The sequence below is a fragment of the Paenibacillus sp. FSL L8-0502 genome, from assembly GCF_038593055.1.
GTDB classification, from domain to species: domain Bacteria; phylum Bacillota; class Bacilli; order Paenibacillales; family Paenibacillaceae; genus Paenibacillus; species Paenibacillus polymyxa_D.
Window position 1 is genome coordinate 314,591 of record NZ_CP151958.1, and the last position, 21,772, is coordinate 336,362.

At 45.0% G+C, this 21,772-nt stretch carries 20 protein-coding genes and 1 pseudogene; 14 read left to right on the plus strand and 7 right to left on the minus strand.

Annotated elements, in window-relative coordinates:
• Positions 1-33: 33 nt before the first annotated feature.
• Positions 34-1,332 (plus strand): sugar ABC transporter substrate-binding protein, encoded by a 1,299-nt coding sequence (locus tag NSQ57_RS01355; RefSeq protein ID WP_318628171.1) that lies wholly within the window; start codon positions 34-36, stop codon positions 1,330-1,332.
• 38 nt (positions 1,333-1,370) lie between these two features.
• Positions 1,371-1,520, plus strand: coding sequence for a hypothetical protein (locus NSQ57_RS01360; protein ID WP_318628172.1), 150 nt, complete (start codon positions 1,371-1,373; stop codon positions 1,518-1,520).
• Positions 1,521-1,801: 281 nt separating this feature from the next.
• Here NSQ57_RS01360 and NSQ57_RS01365 read toward each other — a convergent pair whose 3' ends face one another.
• The 4 genes from NSQ57_RS01365 to NSQ57_RS01380 all read right to left on the minus strand — a co-directional run bounded on the left by NSQ57_RS01365 (position 1,802) and on the right by NSQ57_RS01380 (position 6,264).
• Entirely contained in the window at positions 1,802-2,962 is a 1,161-nt protein-coding gene (locus NSQ57_RS01365) for an alpha/beta hydrolase (RefSeq protein ID WP_165149242.1), read from the minus strand.
• Between the two features lie 221 nt (positions 2,963-3,183).
• Positions 3,184-4,239 (minus strand): HAMP domain-containing sensor histidine kinase, encoded by a 1,056-nt coding sequence (locus tag NSQ57_RS01370; RefSeq protein WP_342425527.1) that lies wholly within the window; start codon positions 4,237-4,239, stop codon positions 3,184-3,186.
• Position 4,240: 1 nt separating this feature from the next.
• Entirely contained in the window at positions 4,241-4,936 is a 696-nt protein-coding gene (locus NSQ57_RS01375; RefSeq protein ID WP_322252986.1) for a response regulator transcription factor, read from the minus strand.
• A gap of 491 nt (positions 4,937-5,427) precedes the next feature.
• Positions 5,428-6,264 (minus strand): AraC family transcriptional regulator, encoded by an 837-nt coding sequence (locus NSQ57_RS01380; protein ID WP_342425528.1) that lies wholly within the window; start codon positions 6,262-6,264, stop codon positions 5,428-5,430.
• 138 nt (positions 6,265-6,402) lie between these two features.
• On the opposite strand from NSQ57_RS01380, the gene NSQ57_RS01385 reads away from it, so the two are divergent.
• Positions 6,403-7,689 (plus strand): Gfo/Idh/MocA family oxidoreductase, encoded by a 1,287-nt coding sequence (locus NSQ57_RS01385; RefSeq protein WP_029516876.1) that lies wholly within the window; start codon positions 6,403-6,405, stop codon positions 7,687-7,689.
• Positions 7,690-7,800: 111 nt separating this feature from the next.
• On the opposite strand, the gene NSQ57_RS01390 is transcribed toward NSQ57_RS01385, so the two are convergent.
• Complete coding sequence (locus NSQ57_RS01390) at positions 7,801-8,637, minus strand: carbonic anhydrase (RefSeq protein WP_069010134.1); 837 nt, start codon at positions 8,635-8,637, stop codon at positions 7,801-7,803.
• A gap of 217 nt (positions 8,638-8,854) precedes the next feature.
• Here NSQ57_RS01390 and adhP point away from each other — a divergent pair, with 217 nt between their 5' ends.
• On the plus strand, positions 8,855-9,871 hold the full coding sequence (gene adhP, locus NSQ57_RS01395) for an alcohol dehydrogenase AdhP (protein WP_318628177.1): 1,017 nt from the start codon (positions 8,855-8,857) through the stop codon (positions 9,869-9,871).
• 78 nt (positions 9,872-9,949) lie between these two features.
• On the opposite strand, the gene NSQ57_RS01400 is transcribed toward adhP, so the two are convergent.
• Positions 9,950-10,315 (minus strand): helix-turn-helix domain-containing protein, encoded by a 366-nt coding sequence (locus NSQ57_RS01400; protein WP_013368959.1) that lies wholly within the window; start codon positions 10,313-10,315, stop codon positions 9,950-9,952.
• Between the two features lie 188 nt (positions 10,316-10,503).
• Here NSQ57_RS01400 and NSQ57_RS01405 point away from each other — a divergent pair, with 188 nt between their 5' ends.
• The 9 genes and pseudogenes from NSQ57_RS01405 to NSQ57_RS01445 all read left to right on the plus strand — a co-directional run bounded on the left by NSQ57_RS01405 (position 10,504) and on the right by NSQ57_RS01445 (position 19,022).
• Entirely contained in the window at positions 10,504-11,700 is a 1,197-nt protein-coding gene (locus NSQ57_RS01405; protein ID WP_029516873.1) for an MFS transporter, read from the plus strand.
• 31 nt (positions 11,701-11,731) lie between these two features.
• Positions 11,732-12,574: an aldo/keto reductase gene (locus NSQ57_RS01410; protein ID WP_342425529.1), complete on the plus strand. Its 843-nt coding sequence runs from the start codon at positions 11,732-11,734 to the stop codon at positions 12,572-12,574.
• A 167-nt stretch (positions 12,575-12,741) separates the two neighbouring features.
• Entirely contained in the window at positions 12,742-13,764 is a 1,023-nt protein-coding gene (locus tag NSQ57_RS01415; protein WP_165149230.1) for a LacI family DNA-binding transcriptional regulator, read from the plus strand.
• Between the two features lie 180 nt (positions 13,765-13,944).
• On the plus strand, positions 13,945-15,420 hold the full coding sequence (locus tag NSQ57_RS01420; protein WP_342425530.1) for a sucrose-6-phosphate hydrolase: 1,476 nt from the start codon (positions 13,945-13,947) through the stop codon (positions 15,418-15,420).
• A 67-nt stretch (positions 15,421-15,487) separates the two neighbouring features.
• Complete coding sequence (locus tag NSQ57_RS01425) at positions 15,488-16,906, plus strand: sucrose-specific PTS transporter subunit IIBC (protein WP_029516869.1); 1,419 nt, start codon at positions 15,488-15,490, stop codon at positions 16,904-16,906.
• Between the two features lie 192 nt (positions 16,907-17,098).
• On the plus strand, positions 17,099-17,329 hold the full coding sequence (locus NSQ57_RS01430; protein WP_342425531.1) for a hypothetical protein: 231 nt from the start codon (positions 17,099-17,101) through the stop codon (positions 17,327-17,329).
• A 100-nt stretch (positions 17,330-17,429) separates the two neighbouring features.
• A complete protein-coding gene (locus tag NSQ57_RS01435; RefSeq protein WP_342426144.1) occupies positions 17,430-17,693 on the plus strand; it encodes a hypothetical protein in 264 nt (87 codons plus the stop codon).
• Positions 17,694-17,700: 7 nt separating this feature from the next.
• Positions 17,701-17,973 (plus strand): annotated as a pseudogene (locus NSQ57_RS01440) (transposase); the annotation flags it as partial.
• A gap of 101 nt (positions 17,974-18,074) precedes the next feature.
• A complete protein-coding gene (locus NSQ57_RS01445) occupies positions 18,075-19,022 on the plus strand; it encodes an NAD(P)-dependent oxidoreductase (RefSeq protein WP_342425532.1) in 948 nt (315 codons plus the stop codon).
• A gap of 351 nt (positions 19,023-19,373) precedes the next feature.
• Here the strand turns inward: NSQ57_RS01445 and NSQ57_RS01450 are convergent, their stop codons facing one another.
• Positions 19,374-20,162, minus strand: coding sequence for an AraC family transcriptional regulator (locus tag NSQ57_RS01450; protein ID WP_029516864.1), 789 nt, complete (start codon positions 20,160-20,162; stop codon positions 19,374-19,376).
• 179 nt (positions 20,163-20,341) lie between these two features.
• Here NSQ57_RS01450 and pyk point away from each other — a divergent pair, with 179 nt between their 5' ends.
• On the plus strand, positions 20,342-21,757 hold the full coding sequence (gene pyk / locus NSQ57_RS01455; RefSeq protein ID WP_029516863.1) for a pyruvate kinase: 1,416 nt from the start codon (positions 20,342-20,344) through the stop codon (positions 21,755-21,757).
• Positions 21,758-21,772: the final 15 nt, after the last annotated feature.

Below are 21,772 nucleotides of genomic sequence, written 5' to 3' on the forward strand. Positions count from 1 at the left end.
TACAACCAAGTGAAGCTACAGGAGGCGGTTAAAGTGGACGATTACATGAGCTGGATAAAGATTGGATTTTTCCTCATCGTTCTGTTTTTACTTGCAGCGGCATGCAGTACCTCTCCCAAAATAGAGAACACAGACGGGCAAAAAGTGCGGCTTACGATGCAGGTTTGGGGTAATCCTGCGGAGGTAAAGGTGTATCAGCGGGCACTCGATGCATTTGAAAAGGAAAACCCGAATATCGAGGTTAAGCTGGTGCCTGTACCGGGAGACCAATATGAGCAAAAGCTGTTGACACAGCTTCAGGGAAGTCGCGGACCGGATGTGTTTTATTCGTATGAACCGACGATTGCGCGTTTGATCGGGGCGAAGCAGGTACAGCCTTTGGGTGAGTTTTTAAAAAGTGATGCAAGTGATGTGAAGGCTGAGGATTTTCCAGAAGGATTGTGGGGACCGGCAAAGCGTGATGGGGAAATCTATGGGGTCACTCCCGACTCAAACCCGATGGTCATGTATTACAACAAAAAGGTATTCAAGGAAGCAGGCGTGAAGACGCCGCAAGAATACTATGACGAAGGCAAGTGGAACTGGGATGCCTTTGAGGAGGCTACTTCCAAGCTGAAGGCAGCCGGAAAACAGGGTTATATTGCGGAAAACTGGTGGGCTCACTGGTATTCATGGGTGTGGTCGAATGGCGGTCAGATTTTTGATGAACAAGGCAAATATGTGCTGGACCACAATGAAAAGGGCAAGGAAGCCTTCAGTTTTATGTACGATATGGTGAAAAGGGGAAATGCCGTATATCTCGGATCACTTCCCAAAGGGCAAGGGGCTGACGCGATGTTCATGTCCAATCAAGTCGGTATGCTGGCGGCGGGAAGATGGCTGGAGCCCTTGTTTAATCAAAATAAAAGCCTCGACTTTGATTATATCTACTGGCCATCCAATAGCGGAAAGAATGAGCCCGTTGCCATTCCGGTTGCCTATGTAGCTGTAAATAAAAATAGTCCGCATGTGCAAGAGGCCATGAAGCTGGCAGCATTCTACGTCTCTGTGAAGGGGCAGGAGGCGCGGCTGGTTGAAGGTGGGAATGCCATGGGTACGCTTGCTGCCGCAGATGAGAGCATTATGAAAAAGGCGACCATTGAGCATTCAAGCTATTTGACCGAGGGACGTAACATAGGGCATGCTCATGGATCTGCATTGGCCTATGATGCTCAGGTGCCGGGGTTGAACTCGGATATCACGGAGACCATCGACCTGATGTTCTTGGGCAAGCAGGATGCTGCGGCAACTATTGAAAAGTTGAATCAGATCATATCCAAGGCGGTCAAGTAGGCACGGGATGACCCGTGGCCGGGGAGGAAGGTGACCAGATGCAGAAAAAGCATCAAGCGCTGTGGGGGCCTTATAAACAAGCAAGGAACGTCGATATTTTTAATGGTCATGAGATTACCAATCTTCCCGTGAGCAGAAATCATATTAATAACCTGCTTGAGGTATACTCAGATGATGTATTGCCGTGAATATTATGAATCATCAGAGAGGCATGCCCAAATGAATGGAGGGTGCAGCGAAACAGCTAATTTACAGCTGATTAGCGACACCCTCTTTAGTTGTCCGGACGGAAATGTACTCGTATTTCATGCTGTTTACGTCATCAACATACTATCTACGCCAGTCCATTGAAATTTCTTCTGTACTATTTGATAATCTAGACACAACAAAAGAAACGATTGACTCATATTCAAAACTACGAAAGGAGAATGCGAGTGAAATAGACTTTTACGTTATGACGTCTTGGCAATCACTCAGGGCGAGGTGCGGCTGGCCCAAGCCCAATTGAGCAGAGCCAATTCAGCGCTACCTCATGCAGCACGTTGATGTTGTCTACCTGACAGTGTTCTAATCCGCCAAGTCGTCTATCCTCTATCGGGAAGAACGTCTTGTTTTTCGAACCCGCTTGCTCATAATTTTTCAAGGCTTGTGTCAGCGGATTTGGCTGAACCAATATCTCTTCCGCTCCGTGCATTACAAGAAGCGGACATTCTATCTGGTGGAGCACGCCCTCAAGATCATAGGCAAAACGCGGATTACCCGCAAAGTCCTCCAAGCTTTTTGCCCCCAGAATTCTCATGCCATGTGCGGCCAGACTCGGTGGCATCCATTTAAGCATTGCATCCCAATCAAAGGCGTGCGTACCGCCGTCGGAGATGACGGCAGCAATCCTGTGATCGAACGAAGCGAATCGCAAAGAGTCGTAAGCCGCAAAACTCTCACCGTGCACGATAATCTTATCGGGATCGACTTCCGGCCGCGTTAGAAGAAAGTCGATTGCTCGGGAATGGAAAGCCTCACTGTCCGCTCGTCTTCCTTTTCCCTTTTCGTACAGCGAGAGGCCGGTGCCAGGCTGGTCATAGACCAGAAAGTTATATCCACACGAAATAAAAGCGGGACCTAGCCAGAAATAGTTTTCAATTGACCACTCGTCGCCACCGTTGAGAGCAAAAAGGGTCGGCTTCGGACCTTTTATCCAGGAAGGGGAGAAGAAGTAACCATCCAGCTTGACATCTTCGTAATCGACTTGGATCTTCTCCGGTTGGACATCGAAGTACTTTCCGGCAGCTTCGAAGAGTTCATTTACTTTCTTAAATACACGGATTTTCTCGGTGTCATCATCCATCACCGCATATTCCGCAATTCTGTAGTAATTGCAGGCACGAATGTAGCAGTTTCGTGCTGTATACCAGTTTCCAGCCGTTTCGGCCTCCTTGCCGTGTCTTTCCAATGCCTGAGCCGTTATGAGCCATTCCCTGTGCCACGTATCTTTGTCATCGGGGTCAATTTTTTTGCAGGCCTCGTAGATCTCGGTGACATCCGTAGCACCGAGGCTTGCCATACCTAAAGCTTTGGTGACTTGGTATGACATCATGTAGTGATTGGGCCAACGGCTGAACTCAATTGACATTGTAACATCCTCCTTTTCCAGTTCTAGTGATTGTAGTTTTTTTACTACAAGTAATTTTTACAACACAAAGATAAAGCTTCGTTAAAAGAAAAATAAATGTTTGTAAAGAGAATATAAAAAACTATAAACCGCTGAAAAAATAAAAAAGGCTGCTGCCTGGGTGTTCACACCTGGCAGTAGCCTTTAACTCCTGTAGTAAAAGAAAATGTGCACAAATAAAATCAGTGTTGTGCGGCCAAGGGAAGACTGAATCTTATCCCCAAACCGCCATATTCGGAAGGGTAGGCGCAAATTTCGCCCCTATGATGTTCAATAATGGATTTACAGCTTGCAAGCCCCAGCCCCAGTCCGCCCTTTTGGATTTGCCGCGATTTATTCACAGTGAAAAATTTGAGGAACAGAGAAGATATATCCTTTTCCGGCACTCCAATTCCATTATCCTCGATTTGAAAAAAGGCATACTGTCCTAGCGGGTATCCGGTCATATACACTTTCAGCTTATTTTTCCCTCCATATCTTACAGCATTGCTAAAGAGGTTGCCGAAAACCCGACGTATCATCGGTTCATTGACCATCAGCAATATATTTTCCGTAAATGAATGGCGGCAAGTAAGCTCGTTGTCAAGTCCTGCCAACTCATACTCATATTCAAGGGCAATGTTTTCAAATAATTTTGATGCTTTTACAGGTGTAGCTACCATAGATTCCAACTCCAGTTTTTCTTTAGTGAAGCTGGAAAAATCATTGATGAGTTCAACCATATATCCTGACTTCTTTTGAATCAAATCATAATATTCCTGCTTTTCAGTTTCTGGTAAATCCTTGTGCGTAGCCAGCAGTTCAGTAAAACCATTAATAGATGTCAAGGGTGTTTTCAAGTCGTGGGCAATTGCCGCGATCATATCGATCTGCTCTTTGTGCGCGAGTTGAAGCCGGTGCTCCATCTTATTGAAGTGTTTATAAAGTTCTCCGATCTCGTCATTACTTCTCAGAGCTAGCGGAGGCAGTGGATGTACAATATTTACTTCTTCAAGCCTGGTATTCAGAAGCTGAATGGGTTTCTCTATGCAAAAATGAATATAGATAATTAGAATAATAAATATGAAACAGGCAATTGCAAATATGGGCAGGAGCAATGCTATATATCGCGAGTCCAGCAATGAACTGCGTATAGGGGAATATACTGCAAAGACAAGCTTCAGGTACATTCCAATCGAAAACATGAATATTATAAACATCAGCAGGAACAAAAGAGGAAGCTTTATTTTCAGTTTCATACTATTGCTCTCTTTCCGTGTATTTATATCCTATGCCCCATATTGTTTTAATAAAGTCATATTCAGGACCAAGTTTCTTACGGATATTTTTGATATGAACCGTTACGGTATTTATTTCTCCGTATTCGTCGCCCCAGACGTTTTCATATATCTGCTCACGAGTCAATACATTATTGGGGTGGCGCATGAGGATAGACAGAATCTGAAATTCCTTCGTTGATAAGTCGAGCTTCCTGCTATTCAGGAATGCTTCAAACGTCTTATCGTTCAAAATGAGCGGAGAATCCGCCTTTTCGTTACTGGGACTAAGTTCATCCCACTCTTTAAAAAGCCTGTCCACTTTTCTGAAGTGAGCCTTTATCCTGGAGACAAGCTCCTGAATACTGAAAGGTTTGGTCATGTAATCGTCTGCTCCTATTTCGAGCCCGACGATTTTATCAATGTCCTTATCACGCGCACTTAAAAACAAAATTGGAACATTATAAGAATTTCGGATACTTCTGCAGACATCAAGTCCATCCATATCAGGCATCACTATATCAAGAACGATGAAATCAATGTGATTTTCTTCCAATGCAGATAAGGCTTCTTTCCCAGAATATGCCGAAATTATTGCAAATTGCTCGTATCTTAAACTCTTTGTGATGAGTTTTACGATTTCTTCATCGTCGTCTACAACTAATATCGTTTTTAGCATATTTATACCTCCCAGCCGCTTTAAGTGGACTGAATTTATAAAACAAGAGCCGCATGATCCTCTCGCATTGAAAAAAGTAGCGCTCAAAGCGTCTCTGCGGTCGAGCTATGCACATATTCCAGCTTGAAGACCTGCATATAGCTTTTGACGTAATGTCCGGGAGTGTGTCTAATCAAAAGACGGTGTGAAAAGGCTGAAAACCATCACAAGTTTTGGTTTTCAGCCTTTTCCGATAAAGTCCATCCGAGCTACGCACTCCACATGACTTTGATAGGACTCAAATGGGAAGATCATGAAACATGGTATACCTCAAATGGGTATTCCGCTCCAAATCCCTTACTGATTGAAATCAGTAAGGGATCATGGCTCTATAGTAACAGCTATTATCGTAATGTAAAGGGAGATGTAACGCACATTTTGGATTACACCGACCCTTCGGGTTTTAAAACTCCGAGAACCTTTGGAACAGGGGATGCCGATTTTTCGTATGGCTACTCCTTTTTATATTTTTTTCGGTACTGTAGCGGGGTGTGCCCGGTAAGATGCTTGAATACACGACCAAAGTGAGCGATGCTGTCAAAACCCGTTTTTTCAGCAATGGAAGTCACTTTCCAGTTTGTTTCTCTCAAATACGCACGAGCCTGCTGGACCCGCACATCTTGAAGATATTCTACTAAGGTAAAACCTGTTGTCTGCTTGAAAATACGGCACAAATACGTGCTGCTAATATAAAAATGCTCAGCCAGCTGATCTAGTGACAGGCTCTCGGCATAATGAGCATGCAGGTATGCGATGACTGAGTACACGCGTTGCTGCTTTTCGCTACGTTCCGGTGCAATGGTATCGGCAGTGGTCGATTGTATGCGCCGGATGCGGATAAGGAGCTGGAGTAGCAAGCTTTGGAGATATAGTCGGCGGTAGGCATGTTCTTGGTAGTATTCATCCAGCATTTGCTGGAATAGATGCTCCAGCTCGCATTGTTCTTCCGCGGAGGGGCGAAGCAGAAAGCTTTTTTCTGGCAGAAGAGGCTGGTTCTGATCGCTGGAGGGAGAGACAGTCATTGGCGAGGCTGCAAATTCTTCATCAAAGTTAATCAAAATCCGTTCATGGCTACCGCTACCCTTGTTACTTGTACGGTGAAAATCATGTTTGCTAATCCAAATCAGATCGCCCTTCTGGAGCGCGTATACCCGCTGATTAATGTAGTAGTAGCGCTCTCCTGCCAGCAAATAATAGATTTCGTGCGCTTGGTGGACATGGTCGGCGGACATGCTGAATGGCACCGTCCGTAGCGCTTGCTCAATGGCAAAGCGGGGTGTAGCGATCATATCGATAGTCTCCTTTAACGAAAGAATACATAAGGATAATATATGTATATTTTTTGGGAAAAATCATAATAAAAGCGAAGATTTCGCTCTTTCTTATACTATAAAATAAAAGCAATTCATGTAAAGGGTGTGAGCCAATTGGCTAAAATCAAATATGCGCTTGTGGGTACCGGAGGAAGAGCCGAATTTTTTTACGGTGAAGTTGTTACCGTTTTCAAAGATACCTCGGAGCTGATCGCGTTCTGTGACGTCAATCAGACGAGAATGGATTATGCCAATCAGCTGTTGCAGGAGAAATACGAGCATGAGCCGATTGCGACCTATAAAGCACACGAGTTTGATCGGATGATCGCGGAGACGAAGCCGGATATCGTCATTGTCACGACCATTGACCGGGTGCATCACCGGTATATTATCCGGGCGATGGAGCTGGGCTGTGATGTCATTTCCGAGAAGCCGATGACGGTGGATGAGGACAAATGCCAAGACATTCTGGATGCCATAGACCGCACGGGACGGAAGCTGCGCGTCACCTTTAACTATCGTTACGCGCCGCATAATACAAAAATCCGCGAGATTATTATGGACGGAACGCTCGGAGAGGTGCTGTCAGTCAATTTTGAATGGCTGCTGAATACACAGCATGGCGCGGATTATTTCCGTCGGTGGCACCGGGACAAGCGTAATAGCGGCGGTCTGCTAGTGCATAAATCGACGCATCATTTTGATCTGATGAACTTCTGGCTCGGCTCGAAACCGGAGACGGTGTATGCGATGGGGGATCTGAAATTTTACGGCCGGGAAAATGCGGAGCAGCGTGGTGTGACGGAGTTTTATCAACGGGCTTACGGCAGCAAGGCAGCGGAAAATGACCCCTTTGCGCTACATCTGGACCGTAACGAGCATCTAAAAAGCATGTATCTGGATGCTGAGCATGAGGACGGCTATGTGCGGGATCAAAGTGTATTTGGCGACAATATCAGCATAGAAGACACGCTGAGTGTCATGGTGAAGTATCAGAACAAGACGGTGATGAACTATTCACTGAATGCTTATATGCCTTGGGAGGGCTTTATCATCGTATTTAATGGCACGAAGGGACGGATGGAGGTTCGGGTATCCGAGCAATCCTATGTTAATTCCGGTGGCAGCAAGGCAGATGAGGGTGCGCTCAAAGAGAAGACTATCACCATCTATCCCCACTTTGCAGCACCTTATGAGGTCGAGGTAGAAGAAGGCGTAGGTGGTCATGGCGGAGGAGATCCAGTTATGCTGCGGGATATTTTTGATAAGCCGGCAGAGGATCGGTTTCATCGTGCGGCCTCACATATCGATGGTGCATGGTCCATTTTAACAGGCATCGCCGCCAACCGCTCTATGCGTACAGGTCAGCCAGTGAAGGTGGAGGAACTGGTGCGTTTGTAATGAGTAGTAAATTCAATACCGAAAAGACCCCTCTAACTAGATTGAACAGAGGGGTCTTATTTTGGTATTCAAATATAGAATGCACCTTACATCTTACGGCACTTTATTTTATTATTTATCGGCAGTCAGTTCCCGGGTCCCCAGTTGTTGTACAGGACGATGATTGTCGGGGAAAATGGCAGCAAACTGGTTGATTTGGTCTGCGGACAATTCAATAGGCTGCTCCAGCACTGTCCAATTTACATGTTCTGTGCATGGCGGGGTAGTCAGCGATCCGTTGTAGCGAACGGAGTGCAGGTCTTTTGGCAGCAGCGCAGCGAGATTTATTTCTTCATCCAGAGCCGCTTCTTGGGAAATATCCTTCGGCAGTTTGGACCAAATGCGGTTGAAAGCCTTGTTTTCTTTGCCACTTTGGATAAGGACCCCTAAGACAGCTGTGCTTCCGTTGTCGCTTTGATGGACAAAATGAAGCTCCATTTCAGCATTTTTACCATCAATTTGATGTTCGCTCGGGTGGTGAAAGTGAAACTGCTTTAAAGTGAATTTAGTACCGTCCAGCATGATGTTATTGCTGGCATCGGCAACATTGATTTGCACAGTGTGCCCATTATTCAAAATGGATGCTTTCGTTTTAGTGTAATGAACTTGCAGCGGTTGCTGTGTTTGCGATGCTTCCAGATGGGTATGCTCTATATTGACAGGAGATTGTTCGTGGCCGTTACCACAAGCAACAAAATCTTTTTCCAGCTCTCCCCAATGTTCCGGTCCCTGATCTCCTTCATAGGACCAGTGTGGGCCTTTCTGAACAACTGCATGAGCGTTGTTAACTGATGAGGATGAAGTGCTAGTGGTACTAGAAATGGCGGGCTGTGAATTGCATCCTGTTACCGATACAGCCAAGATAATGGCAAATATGCTGAACAGGCAACCTTTCCAGTTTTTTTTCATGTTTCTTTATCCTTCTTCCAAAATAGAATATGTGAAACTTTTTACATTGTAAATTATTGTACAAAGTTCCTACAAGGGTCCAAGGACTTAGAAAGAAGCGTTTTTGGATTAAATAGTTTTAAGTTAGATTTATATTTGTCCTTTTTGGGCAAAAATTACTATAATAATGAGTGTACATTACAAAATAATTCCATATCTATTTAAAGGAGAGATCTACATGAAAGCAGCAATTGTTACAAAAGACAAGAAAGTCAGTATAGAAGAGAGACCTTTGCGTTCCTTGAAGCATGGAGAAGCGTTAGTCCAAGTTGAATACTGCGGAGTTTGCCACACAGATTTACATGTGAAAAATGCAGATTTCGGTGATGTCACAGGCAGAGTTCTAGGGCATGAAGGTATTGGAAAAGTCATTGAATTAGGTGAAGGAGTAACCAGTCTTAAAATTGGTGATCGCGTAAGTATTGCCTGGATGTTCGAAAGCTGCGGTCATTGTGAATATTGCCTAACTGGGCGGGAAACGCTGTGTCGTGAAGTTAAAAATGCCGGATATACGGTAGACGGTGCAATGGCAGAGCAATGTATTGTCACAGCTGACTACGCGGTCAAGGTACCAGATAGTCTTGATCCTGCCGCTGCAAGTAGTGTAACTTGTGCAGGGGTTACAACATATAAAGCAGTTAAAGTAAGTGAAATCAAACCAGGCCAATGGATCGGTATCTTCGGCATTGGCGGCTTGGGTAACCTGGCGGTGCAATATGCCAAAAATGTATTCAATGCTAAAGTTGTAGCCTTTGATATCAGTGATGAAAAACTAGAACTGGCCAAACAAATTGGTGCTGACTATACCGTTAACAGTATGAAAGAAGATCCGGTCGCCCGAGCCAAGGAGTTAACAAACGGTTCTGGTCTGGATGCAACCGTAGTTACTGCTGTTGCCAAAACACCTTTCAACCAGGCCATCGACGTTGTAAAAGCTGGCGCGCGTGTTGTAGCTGTAGGTCTTCCAACTGATAAGATGGATCTGGACATTCCTCGTCTGGTTCTGGACGGCATTCAAGTTATTGGCTCCTTGGTCGGCACTCGTGAAGACCTTAAAGAAGCGTTCCAGTTCGCTGCAGAAGGTAAAGTCGTCCCTCTTGTACAAAAACGTCCGCTCGAAGACATTAATGAGATCTTCGAGGAGATGGAGCATGGCAAAATCCAAGGGCGCATGGTCATTGATTTCACAAAATAAAATGAAATCGAATTGGTAACCCTTGGAATTCAGAGAGAGGAAGCGCCTGCTGATGTATTGCAGGCGCTCTTTTTGGCTTTACAGCTTATTCAGAATGTTATCTTCCAAAACCGCAGATTTATCCCCATATTCTTTGATGATATGTCTTTCTCCCCAGGCACAAAGAGAATCTAAAATGCTTTTCAGACTACATCCATATTCACTAAGCTCGTACTCCACTTTGGGTGGAACCTGATTATAGCTAATCCGATTGACAATGCCGTCTTCCTCTAATTCACGAAGCTGCTGAGTCAGCATTTTTTGTGTTATGGAAGGCATCATCCGTTTTAATTCGCTTGTCCGCATCTTTCCATGTGTCAAATGACACAAAATCACGCATTTCCATTTCCCCCCGATCACCTCTAACGTCGCCTCAACAGAGATATTGTATTTTTTCTTCCCCAATGCCGATCCCTCCATGTGTATCGCTTTCTGTTATACATACCTTAACAGCCTGTTTTAATCAAAAAGAACTTTATTTAGGGTACTTTTTGGTACCTATATCACTAAAAAGTACGTACTGTTCATAATTGCTTGAATAACTCATAATAACATCTGTTGGTTGAAGATTTCTATAGATAGGAGGGAAAAACATGTCGCCAGAATCAAAAGGAAGTATATGGCCATTACTGGCTCTAGCCGTAAGCGCCTTTGCGATTGGGACAACTGAGTTCATCAGCGTGGGACTGCTTCCCCTCATTGCTGAAGACTTGCACATATCTGTAACGATGTCCGCACTAACTGTAACGCTGTATGCATTAGGAGTTACCATCGGGGCACCTGTCTTGACCTCATTAACATCAAGTGTTCCCCGTAAAACGTTGCTGCTGTGGATCATGATTATATTTATTGCAGGTAACAGCCTTGCTGCGGTCTCTAGTGGAATTGCCTTGCTGCTGATTGCACGTGTGATCTCGGCGTTCGCCCATGGGGTGTTCATGTCCATCGGTTCCACCATCGCGGCCGATCTTGTGCCGGATGATCGTCGAGCGAGTGCGATTTCCATTATGTTCTCCGGGTTGACCGTAGCCACAGTCACAGGTGTACCTTTGGGTACCTATATTGGGCAGCAATGGGGTTGGCGGGCTGCATTTATGGCGATTGTGGTCGTCGGTGTAGTGGCACTCATCGCCAATCTGATTCTGCTGCCATCTACACTGCGCAAAGGGAACAAGACTCCTTTCCGCGAGCAGGTCAAACTGGTTACCAATGGTCGCTTGCTACTTGCATTTATCATTACAGCTTTGGGGTATGGAGGCACATTTGTGGTGTTTACTTATTTATCTCCATTACTCCACGACATAACCGGATTTCAGCAAAGTACGGTAACGTTTATTCTTTTGCTGTATGGAATTGCGATTGCCATCGGGAATGTCATTGGCGGAAAAGCAGCAAACCGTAAGCCGCTTTCAGCTTTGTTTTACATGTTTCTGATTCAAGCAGTGATCCTTTTTCTCCTGTTGTTCACGGCACCTTTTAAAACGGCAGGACTGATTACGATCTTCTTTATGGGATTGCTTGCGTTTATGAACGTGCCCGGGTTACAGGTATATGTAGTCATGTTAGCCGAACGGTTTGCACCCAAAGCTGTCGATGTTGCCTCTGCTGTTAATATTGCTGCTTTCAACGCAGGGATAGCCATCGGAGCTTATGTAGGCGGGATTGTAACGGATTCACTCGGTCTCATTCATACAGCCTGGATCGGGAGCATTATGGTTTTCGTTGCGGTTCTGCTCACAGGCTGGAGTCGTATGCTCGAAAAAAGGGATACAACCACCATTACAGGTTAAAGCTTTTAAAAAATAGAGAGGAAGATACAAAATGACACAAAACTTACAAAGCACAACATTGTTAAACAACGGAGTTCGTATGCCTTGGTTTGGCATCGGGGTATTTAAAGTGGAGGAAGGTTCGGAGCTGGTCGATGCTATAAAGGCTGCTGTAAAGCATGGCTACCGCAGTATAGATACAGCTGCAATCTATGCGAATGAAAGCAGTGTAGGGCAGGCTATTCAGGAAGCCCTTCAGGAAAATAATCTGTCCAGAGAAGAACTGTTCGTCACGTCCAAAGTGTGGAATGCAGATTTAGGCTATGAAGAGACACGAGCAGCTTATGAAGCCAGTCTGGATAAGCTGGGTCTGGAATACCTGGATCTATATCTGATTCATTGGCCAGTTCAGGGAAAGTATAAAGAAGCTTGGAGAGCGTTGGAATCCTTGTATAAAGAAGGACGGATTAAGGCAATTGGAGTCAGCAACTTCCAGATTCATCATTTGGAAGATCTCATGAAAGATGCTGGAATCAAGCCAATGATCAATCAGGTGGAGTTCCATCCACAATTAACCCAAACCGAGCTGTTGCAATTCTGTCAAAAGAACGACATTCAAATGGAAGCCTGGTCCCCGTTAATGCAAGGCCAATTGCTGGATCATCCGGTACTGCAAGACATAGCGACCAAGTATGGTAAATCGGTGGCGCAAGTGATTTTACGCTGGGATGTGCAGCAGGGAGTTGTCACCATTCCCAAGTCTACCAAGGCGCATCGGATCGTCGAAAATGCCGATATTTTTGACTTCGAACTGACGCGCGAGGATATGGATCGAATTCAGGCGTTAAATGCCGATCTTCGGGTAGGTCCAGATCCGGATAACTTTGATTTTTAAAATTACATTCATCATGAGACGCCGTTTCCTTCTTCACTAAGGGACGGCGTTTTGTGCATGATGGGTCTGGAGCCACAGCAATCCAATCCCGCCATATGGTATTATAGGGTTATGTGAATAGAGACGTTTTGGAAGCTTGTGAATACGAAAAATCTCCGGGGGACTTCATGAATAAGACGATTGCAGATATAGCCCAAATGGCTGGTGTATCCAAGAGCACGGTATCCCGTTTTTTGAACGGCGGGTCTGTCAGCGTGGATACGAAACGAAAAATTGAAAAAGTGGTTAAAGCCACGGGCTATGTGCCCAATGCCTTTGCCCAGAGTCTTAAGGCGAAGCGGACCAACATTATCGGCACCGTTGTGCCGCGTCTGGATTCTTTTGCGACATCCCATACGCTGATGGGGATTGATGAGGAACTGCGTTCTCAGCATTATCAGATGCTGATCTCCAATACGAGCCAGGATGTACAGCGTGAAATCGAAGCCATTTATGAGCTGGGCCGACAAAAGATTTCGGGTATCATTTTGCTGGCTGCTCAAATTACAGACGACCATCTGACCGCAATTCGTGACATCGGTATTCCAGTGTTGCTGGTGGGCCAGCAGCACGAGCAGCTTCATAGCCTTATCCATGATGACTATCGTGCAGGATATGATATTGGCACGTACGTTTTGTCTCAGGGACACCGCGAAATTGCCTACGTTGGTGTTACTGAAAAGGATGTTGCCGTCGGTGTGCAGCGCAAGGAGGGCTTTAGGCAGGCTGTACGCGATGCATTGCCTACTGAGTCTCGTACGGACGATGCGATGCAAGCAGCAGGGTATGATATCAGATACTATGAGACCGGATTTAAAATGTCCGATGCACGAATTGCTGCATCCGCTATTTTGGACAATTTCAAGCCAACGTTAATGGTGTGTGCTACGGATAATATTGCGCTGGGCGTAATCAATGCGGCTTATTCCAGAGGGATTGTCATTCCGTCGGATTTGTCGGTAACTGGCTTTGGGGGATACGATATTACGGAGGTCATTCACCCTGCGCTGACAACCGTTCAATATCCGTATATGGATGCTGGACGTGTAGCAGCGCAAAATATTATGCGGCTGGTAGAACATAAATCGGTAGAAAAAGTGACGGTCATGAATTATTCCCTTATCGAAAGAGAAAGCGTTGACAAACGCTGAACAAGTGGATTATAATTTCTTCGAAACCGGTTCCATAGTATGCGGACATAAATGGAATCGGTTGCAAATCCATGGATGAGCATTTTTTTAATCGTATGGGAACCGGTTCCGAAGGAATATTTTTTCACTAATTTGGAACCGGTTCCTGAGGCGAAGTTTTAATAAAAATGAGGTACAACTATGAAAATGACAAGAGAACAAAAGTATCGAGTGATCGAGCAGGCAGAGCCCGGTGAAATAGCCAGCTTGGAGGAGAAAGTGGAGCGATGTCACTGGCGGCAGGGGTTTCATATCCAGCCACCGACAGGTTTGCTCAATGACCCCAATGGCTTTTCGTATTACCAAGGTGAATACCACTTATTTTATCAGTGGTTTCCACTCGGAACGGATCATGGGATGAAATACTGGTATCATTTGAAATCCAGAGATTTGGCCACATGGAATAGTGCGGGCATTGGCATTGCACCTGGGGATTATTTTGATTCACATGGGGCTTACTCAGGCAGCGCACTGGAGCATGAGGGCAAATTATATATGCTGTATACGGGAAATGCACGAGATGAAGATTGGATCAGACATCCTTATCAATGCATGGCTGTTATGGACGAGAACGGTCGCATTACTAAATGGGAGCACCCCGTTATTTCCAATGTGCCAGAAGGGTATACAGACCATTTTCGTGATCCCAAGCTATGGAAAGACGGCGATAGCTTTTACTGTGTGATTGGTGCCCAAAGAACGAATTTAACAGGCTGCGCCGTCCTCTACCGATCAACCGACCTTCATTCATGGGAGTTTGAGGGAGAATTGTGCACAGGGCTGGAGTCGTTTGGCTACATGTGGGAATGTCCGGATTATTTTGAACTGAACGAAGCAGGTGTCTTGATCTTTTCTCCTCAGGGCTTGGAGCCTTCCGGGGATGAAAATCACAATATTTATCAATCGGGCTACGTAATCGGCAAGCCGTTAGATACCGGTACAAAAATACTGGAGCACGGCGCATTCCACGAGCTCGACAGAGGCTTTGACTTCTATGCGCCACAGACGATGATTGACCCGCAGGGGCGGCGTATTATGGTGGCATGGATGGGTCTGCCGGATATCGACTATCCCACAGATCCGAACGGATGGGCTCATTGTCTGACATTACCAAGGGAGCTTACGCTTCATGAGGGCAAACTCTTGCAGCGGCCAATTCCTGAGCTGACTACGCTACGCAGAAATCGTGAGGATCGGGTAGCTGACACGTTATTCTCAGAGAGCAAAACCTATGAAGGATTTACAGGTACGGCCTATGAGCTGATCTGTGAGGTAGATCTTTTAAGCGCTAAGATGTTTGGTATTGAATTCCGTGCGAGTGAGACTGAGAAAACGGTAATTAAATATGATGCCATCAGTCGCAAACTTGTATTGGATCGTTCGCAATCAGGTGAGCCTGTAGCCACTTCGTATGGTGAGATACGGCAGTGTTCATGGGATAAAGATCATATCAAACTTCATTTGTTTGTAGATACGTCTTCGGTTGAGATTTTCGTCAATGATGGGGAAGAGGTGTTCACCAGTCGTATTTTTCCGCATCCAGAGAGTGACGAAATACGCTTTTTTGCCGACAAGGGAGAGGCTCTCTTCCAGGCGGTGAAATGGGATTTTACATGAGTAGGCTAAAACATCAAGTGGATCGTTAATCATCAAACATAACGGAATCAACGAGAGGATGAACATCATGGCGGAGAACAGAGAAATAGCTAAAGAAGTGATCCAGGCAATCGGTGGGCAAGAAAATATTGCATCTTTTGCTCATTGCGCGACGCGCTTGCGGATTATGGTGCATGACAAGGAGAAAATTGATCAGAAAAAAGTTGAGGAGATCGACAAGGTCAAGGGTGCTTTCTTCAATTCCGGGCAATATCAGATTATTTTTGGTACAGGTACGGTAAATCGAATTTTCGAAGAGGTCGAAAAGCTTGGCGTGACTGGTTCATCTAAAGAAGAGGTGAAGAGTCAGGCGAAAAAGGAAGGGAACGTCTTCCAGCGCTCCATCCGTACCTTTGGTGATGTGTTTGTACCGATTATTCCTGTGCTGGTCGCTACAGGGCTGTTCATGGGGCTACGTGGCTTGCTCACTCAGCCGCAAATTCTCGCTCTACTTGGCATGACGCCACAGGACATTTCACCCAATTTTCTATTGTACACACAAGTATTAACAGATACGGCCTTTGCTTTTCTGCCAGCGTTAGTCGCATGGTCAGCCTTTAGAGTATTCGGTGGTAGTCCAGTGCTGGGTATCGTTCTCGGTCTGATGCTGGTAAATCCAGCCTTGCCCAACGCTTATAGTGTTGCGGACGGTTCAGCCCACCCGTTGACGATGTTCGGATTCATTCCTGTGGTGGGCTATCAAGGCTCGGTATTGCCAGCTTTCTTCGTGGGCTTGATCGGAGCCAAGCTGGAGCGGGCGCTGCGCAAACGGGTGCCTGAAGCGCTAGATCTGATTCTTACACCGTTTTTAACACTGTTGATCATGATCACTTTGGGATTGTTTGCAATCGGCCCGATTTTCCATTCACTCGAAGAATGGGTGCTGCACGGAACAACGTTTGTGCTGGATTTGCCTTTCGGTATTGCAGGGATTGTCATCGGTTTCTTGCATCAGATTATCGTTGTGACAGGTGTGCATCATATCTTTAATTTCTTGGAGATTCAACTGCTTGAAAAGAACGGCGCGAACGCCTTTAACGCCATCATTACCTGCGCTATGGCTGCTCAAGGTGCTGCCTGTCTGGCGGTTGGACTGAAAACGAAGAATAGCAAGCTAAAAGCGTTAGCACTTCCTTCCTCGTTGTCTGCTTTTCTGGGGATTACGGAACCGGCTATTTTCGGGGTCAACCTGAGATACATGAAGCCTTTTGTCATGGGGCTTATCGGTGGTGCGGTTGGCGGTTTTATCGCTTCACTCTTCCATTTGGCGGCTACAGGTATGGCAGTTACAGTCATTCCAGGCACGTTGCTCTACATGAACCATCAGCTTCCGCTTTACATTTTGGCGAACTTGGCTGCTATGGTTGTAGCCTTTGTCCTGACCTGGATGTTTGGCTATAACGATAAAATGCTGGAAGAGGTCAAAACAGCGGGTTCTTCAACTTAATATGATTTCGGAATAAGCACAGATTCGCATATAAATGAACTATAACGGTCGCCCTACTTTGGAGCGCTCTAGGCCCTTGTTGAAAAGGGATGCTAGAGAAGCTTCCAGGTGGGGAGACCGTTTTTTATAGACTTTATCATTACGTATCCGGATACGTAATTTGGCTTTGGCCAGCAGTCGGCTCATAACGCAATGGTTTCAGAGCATCTCAATGAAATGGACTTCCCACCATATTCTTCAATTGCTAATTCGAATTCATTATTGAGCGGTTTGACGCCTGAAGAATATAATGAAGTTATCAAAAATGCGAAACCCATAGAATCAATTGCTGTTGAAAAAGAGGTTTTTGCCGTTTATGGAAGATATACAGATGAAAATAGGGATTTTCAAATTAAAGCTCCGGTTTTGGAGAATATCAGGTAATGGTACTTAACCACGATTATTATGTTTTTTATGAACTCGTTATACTACTAATATTTTCTAAAATACGTAATACATCTTTTGGGAAGGGAGGTGTGTGCGTGTGAACAAGCGACTAAGAACAAGTGTTGTTGTCTTAGGTCTAACTGTTCTTATCGGAGGGGTTATAACCGTCATTCAATACGACAAGGATACGTATAAAGAACGGCATTTAATCGAAAGCTTTTTTAATCGAGTGAAACAGTATCGGCGCTGGGCAACCCGCTATGACAAGACAGCGAGCATGTTCAAGGCTTTTTTTGGCGTTGATTTCGATAAGGATGTGGCTCAAATAGGTTTGCGTATAGGCTCTAATCAATCTAATTAGGTCGATATTGTGGATGATTCTGGATAACGGCCGCATTCATCATGCAGCCCAAGTGCAAGATTTCTTGAAGCAGCATCACCGATTACAATTTGTTTTTCTGCCGAAGTACTCGCCTGACCTTGACCTGATTGAAGGTTTATGGAAGTGGCTAAAGAGCGATGTCGTTCACAACGTATTTTACAAGAAGTTTTATCATATTCGAATCAATGTCGCAGCCTTCATGAAACGCGTCAATGACAAATCGTTTGAGGTCATTGATCGCTTGGGAATACGAATGTAATTCAAAAATTCAGTCTATGTAGAATTTATATAAACGATCAATTTTACAAATATCAATAAACATATTATTGTAAAAATAAAGAAATTGGAGGTGGCTTGACAATGAAAATTCTTATAGTAGGCTATTTTACACAAATTTCAAAATCAAATATTAAAAAATATTTTCCTAATGACTGGGACATTGTAATTGTGCCGCCGGGAAAAGAAATGCTGCATCATATTGGAGACTGTCAGGTAATCATACCTGAACATATCAAAGTGGATCGCGACTTACTTTCCATGGCAAAAAAATTGAAACTGGTACAGACGGGTGCAGGGTATGATAATGTAGATATTGATGCCTGTACGCAACTAGGTATTTGGGTAGCTAATGCTGCAGGAGTGAATGCGCAGGCAGTGGCCGAGCATGTAATGGCGCTGATGTTGTCTTATTATAAAAACATACCCTACCTTGATAGATTCATGAAAACCAGAATAGATGAAAAACAGTTGGATTATACAGGAAGTGAATTAAAAGGTAAAACGATAGGAATTATCGGCTTTGGTGCTGTCGGTAAAAAAGTAGCTGAGTTTTGCAGGGTTTTTGATATGAATGTGCTGGTTAATGCTAGACATGCCGTTGTACAACCTGACAGCTTTGTAAAAATGACGGATTTCGATAATCTTGTAAGCGTATCAGATATAGTCACTGTACATACGTCACTGAATCCGCAAACCAAACAACTGATTGATAAAGGAGTATTCAAAAAGATGAAGAATACCGCACTTTTTATCAATACGGCTCGCGGTGGGATTGTCAATGAAAATGACTTAATAGCTGCTTTAAAAGATAAAGAAATTTCAGGAGCATGCTTGGATGTGTTTGAATCTGAACCGCTTTCAATTGACAGTGAACTAAGGAATCTGAGTAATGTCATACTTACTCCCCATACTGCCGGCATGCCAGATGGCGTCAAGTTGCATAAAAAAAGATATGATTTCTTTGTGAATAATATAAAACATGTAAAAAACGGTGAAGAACCCGAAAGCAAGCTTAATCAGGTGTTATAGTTCTGATAATTTTTCTTTTTATAAAAAAGCAGTCGATCAATTGGCCGTTCTTTATACGTATCCTGGTCATACGCCCGCTTTCTCCTCCGGTCTTGCTTGCTCGGAATCCATTACCGAATCATCTGCCTGTCCCGGTGTCAACTCAAAGCGGAGCCGATTCCCCAGTGCATCAACCACGAACGCCAGAAAAAGCTGTAGGCTGAAGACCATGGGCCATTATAATCGGGTAAATATTGCCATGAAGCGCCGGTACGGGCAACCCAGAGGACGGCTTCACAGTTTGCGTACACACCCTAGTTTCAAATTCAAAATTGCTTCGTATCATCTTCCCATAATCCTATTTCTGTAGTTCTAAACGATGGAGGAACGTTCATCCAGAAATTCGGACGGCGAGCAGCCTGTTAACCGTTTGAAGATTCGATGGAAATAGGACACATCACTGTATCCCACATACTCCGAAATTTCACGAATCGTTAGCCGGGACTCGGTCAGCATGTAGATGGCGGTTTTAATACGTTGCGTATGTACATGCTCGCTGATCGTTTGGCGTGTTACCTCACGCAGCAGCGTCGCGGCATAATTGGGGGTTTTACGGATGGCGTCGCCAAGCTCCTCCTTGGTTACCTTTTCCCGGTAATGGTTCTGGATATACTGTTTCATATGTTCCACATGTCGCTCTCGATCGCAAGAAATGGCGCCTTTGTCCCATTCCTGATTCATATATATCATGGCCTCGGTCAGCAGACAGTCAGCCATCATGGTGTAGTAGCTTGGGTGTTCAGTCCATTGATAGTACATCGATTTGATCCGTTCATGCAGCATGTCGTAGCATCCGGGCTTGATCAACAACGGCTTGTCAGTATTCAGGATGGGAAGTGTGCTGTTCGTACATGTTTTGCGGCAATGTATCACATACTTGGTATGAAAAAGCGTAGGAATGCTCTTGCCATAGTAATCCAGATGACTGGGTAAAAGCAGTGTTTCACCTTTACCGAGAATGAATTTGCAATCGTTCACCCAATATACACATTTGCCAAAGGTGACCAAAATGAACAGTAAGTCATCGTTGTCGCTATTTGCACTAGCCTTTTCATACCAGTCCACTCCGTTGTCCTGCCGTATATCTACCAATGTAATCACGAAACTCACTCCCCGATGTCTTCAACATTCATTATACTGTAGTACATTCATCATACTATAGTTCATAGTCTTGGTGCACGGGTACAGGTAGAATAGAGCCATATAAGTTTAATGTAGATAGAGAAGCAAAGTGGAATAGAAAACCATACAGTAAAGACATTCAGGAGGATGACATTACTATGCTTAAAACGAAAATTATTTGTACTATGGGACCTGCCTGTGACTCCATTCATTTGTTAAAAGAAATGATCCAGGCTGGTATGACTGTAGCCCGCTTGAATATGGCTCACGGTGAGCTGGAAGATCACGTTAAACGTATCGAAAATGTGCGTCAGGCTGCGAAGGAAATGAATACCTTTATCCCTGTCATGATGGATATTAAAGGACCGGAAATACGGATTGGCAAGCTGAGAGAGGCATCTTGTCTGCTGAAGCCAGGTAGCCAGCTCATTCTGACCACAGAAGAGATTCTAGGGGACGAGCATCGTATTTCAGTGAATTACCCGGATATGCCGAAGGACATCAAACCAGGCGACCGCATTCTCATTGACGACGGTTTGGTTGATCTGACTGTAACCTCCATCGAAGGTACGGAAATGATTTGTAATATTGTAAGCGGCGGTATTTTGAAGCCGAGAAAAGGTGTAAACCTGCCAGGGATTCATACAACCCTTCCAGGCGTGACGGAGCGAGATGTGAGACACATCCAATTTGGGGTGGAGCAGCGCGTTGAGCTTATTGCGGCTTCTTTTGTGCGTAAAGGCGACGATATCCGCGAAATCCGTGAGATTTTGAAGGGCCATCATGCGGAGCATGTCCAAATTTATTCCAAAATTGAAAATGCTGAAGGCATGGAAAACCTGGATGATATTATCGAAGCTTCCGATGGCATTATGGTAGCCCGTGGCGATCTGGGCGTCGAGGTGCCGATTCAAGATGTGCCTGTGATGCAAAAAGAAATGATCGACAAGTGTAATCTGGTCGGCAAGCCCGTTATCGTAGCTACCCACATGCTGGAATCCATGCAGGTGAACCCGCGTCCGACGAGAGCTGAAGTTAGTGACGTGTTTAATGCCGTTATGCAAGGAGCCGATGTTGTTATGCTGTCAGGTGAATCTGCTGCAGGCAAATATCCTGTCGAGTCTGTACGGACCATGGCTGCGGTAGCTGCCAGTGCAGAATCACAATTGGATTATCAGGAGCAGTTCGATAAGCGCAGAGCACGTCAGAGCACCAACATTACCGAAGTGATTAGTCAGGGTGCGGTAAGTTCGTCTCTGGAGCTGGATGCCAAAGCGATTATTACCTCGACTGCCAGTGGATTCACGGCACGTATGGTATCCAAATATCGTCCGAAGGCGCCTATTATTGCGGTTACTCCGAATAATACGGTATTCGCTAAAATTTGCCTGTTATCCGGTGTGTTCCCGATCAAAGGGGATAAAGTAGCTACAACGGATGAAATGTTCGAATCCTCCATCCGTAACGCTCTGAATGCAGGATATATCCATAAAGGTGACACTGTAGTCCTGTCGGCGGGTGTTCCAGTCGCTGAGGCGGGCACCACTAACTTGATCCGAGTATACCAAGTGTAATTTACAACAAAATAT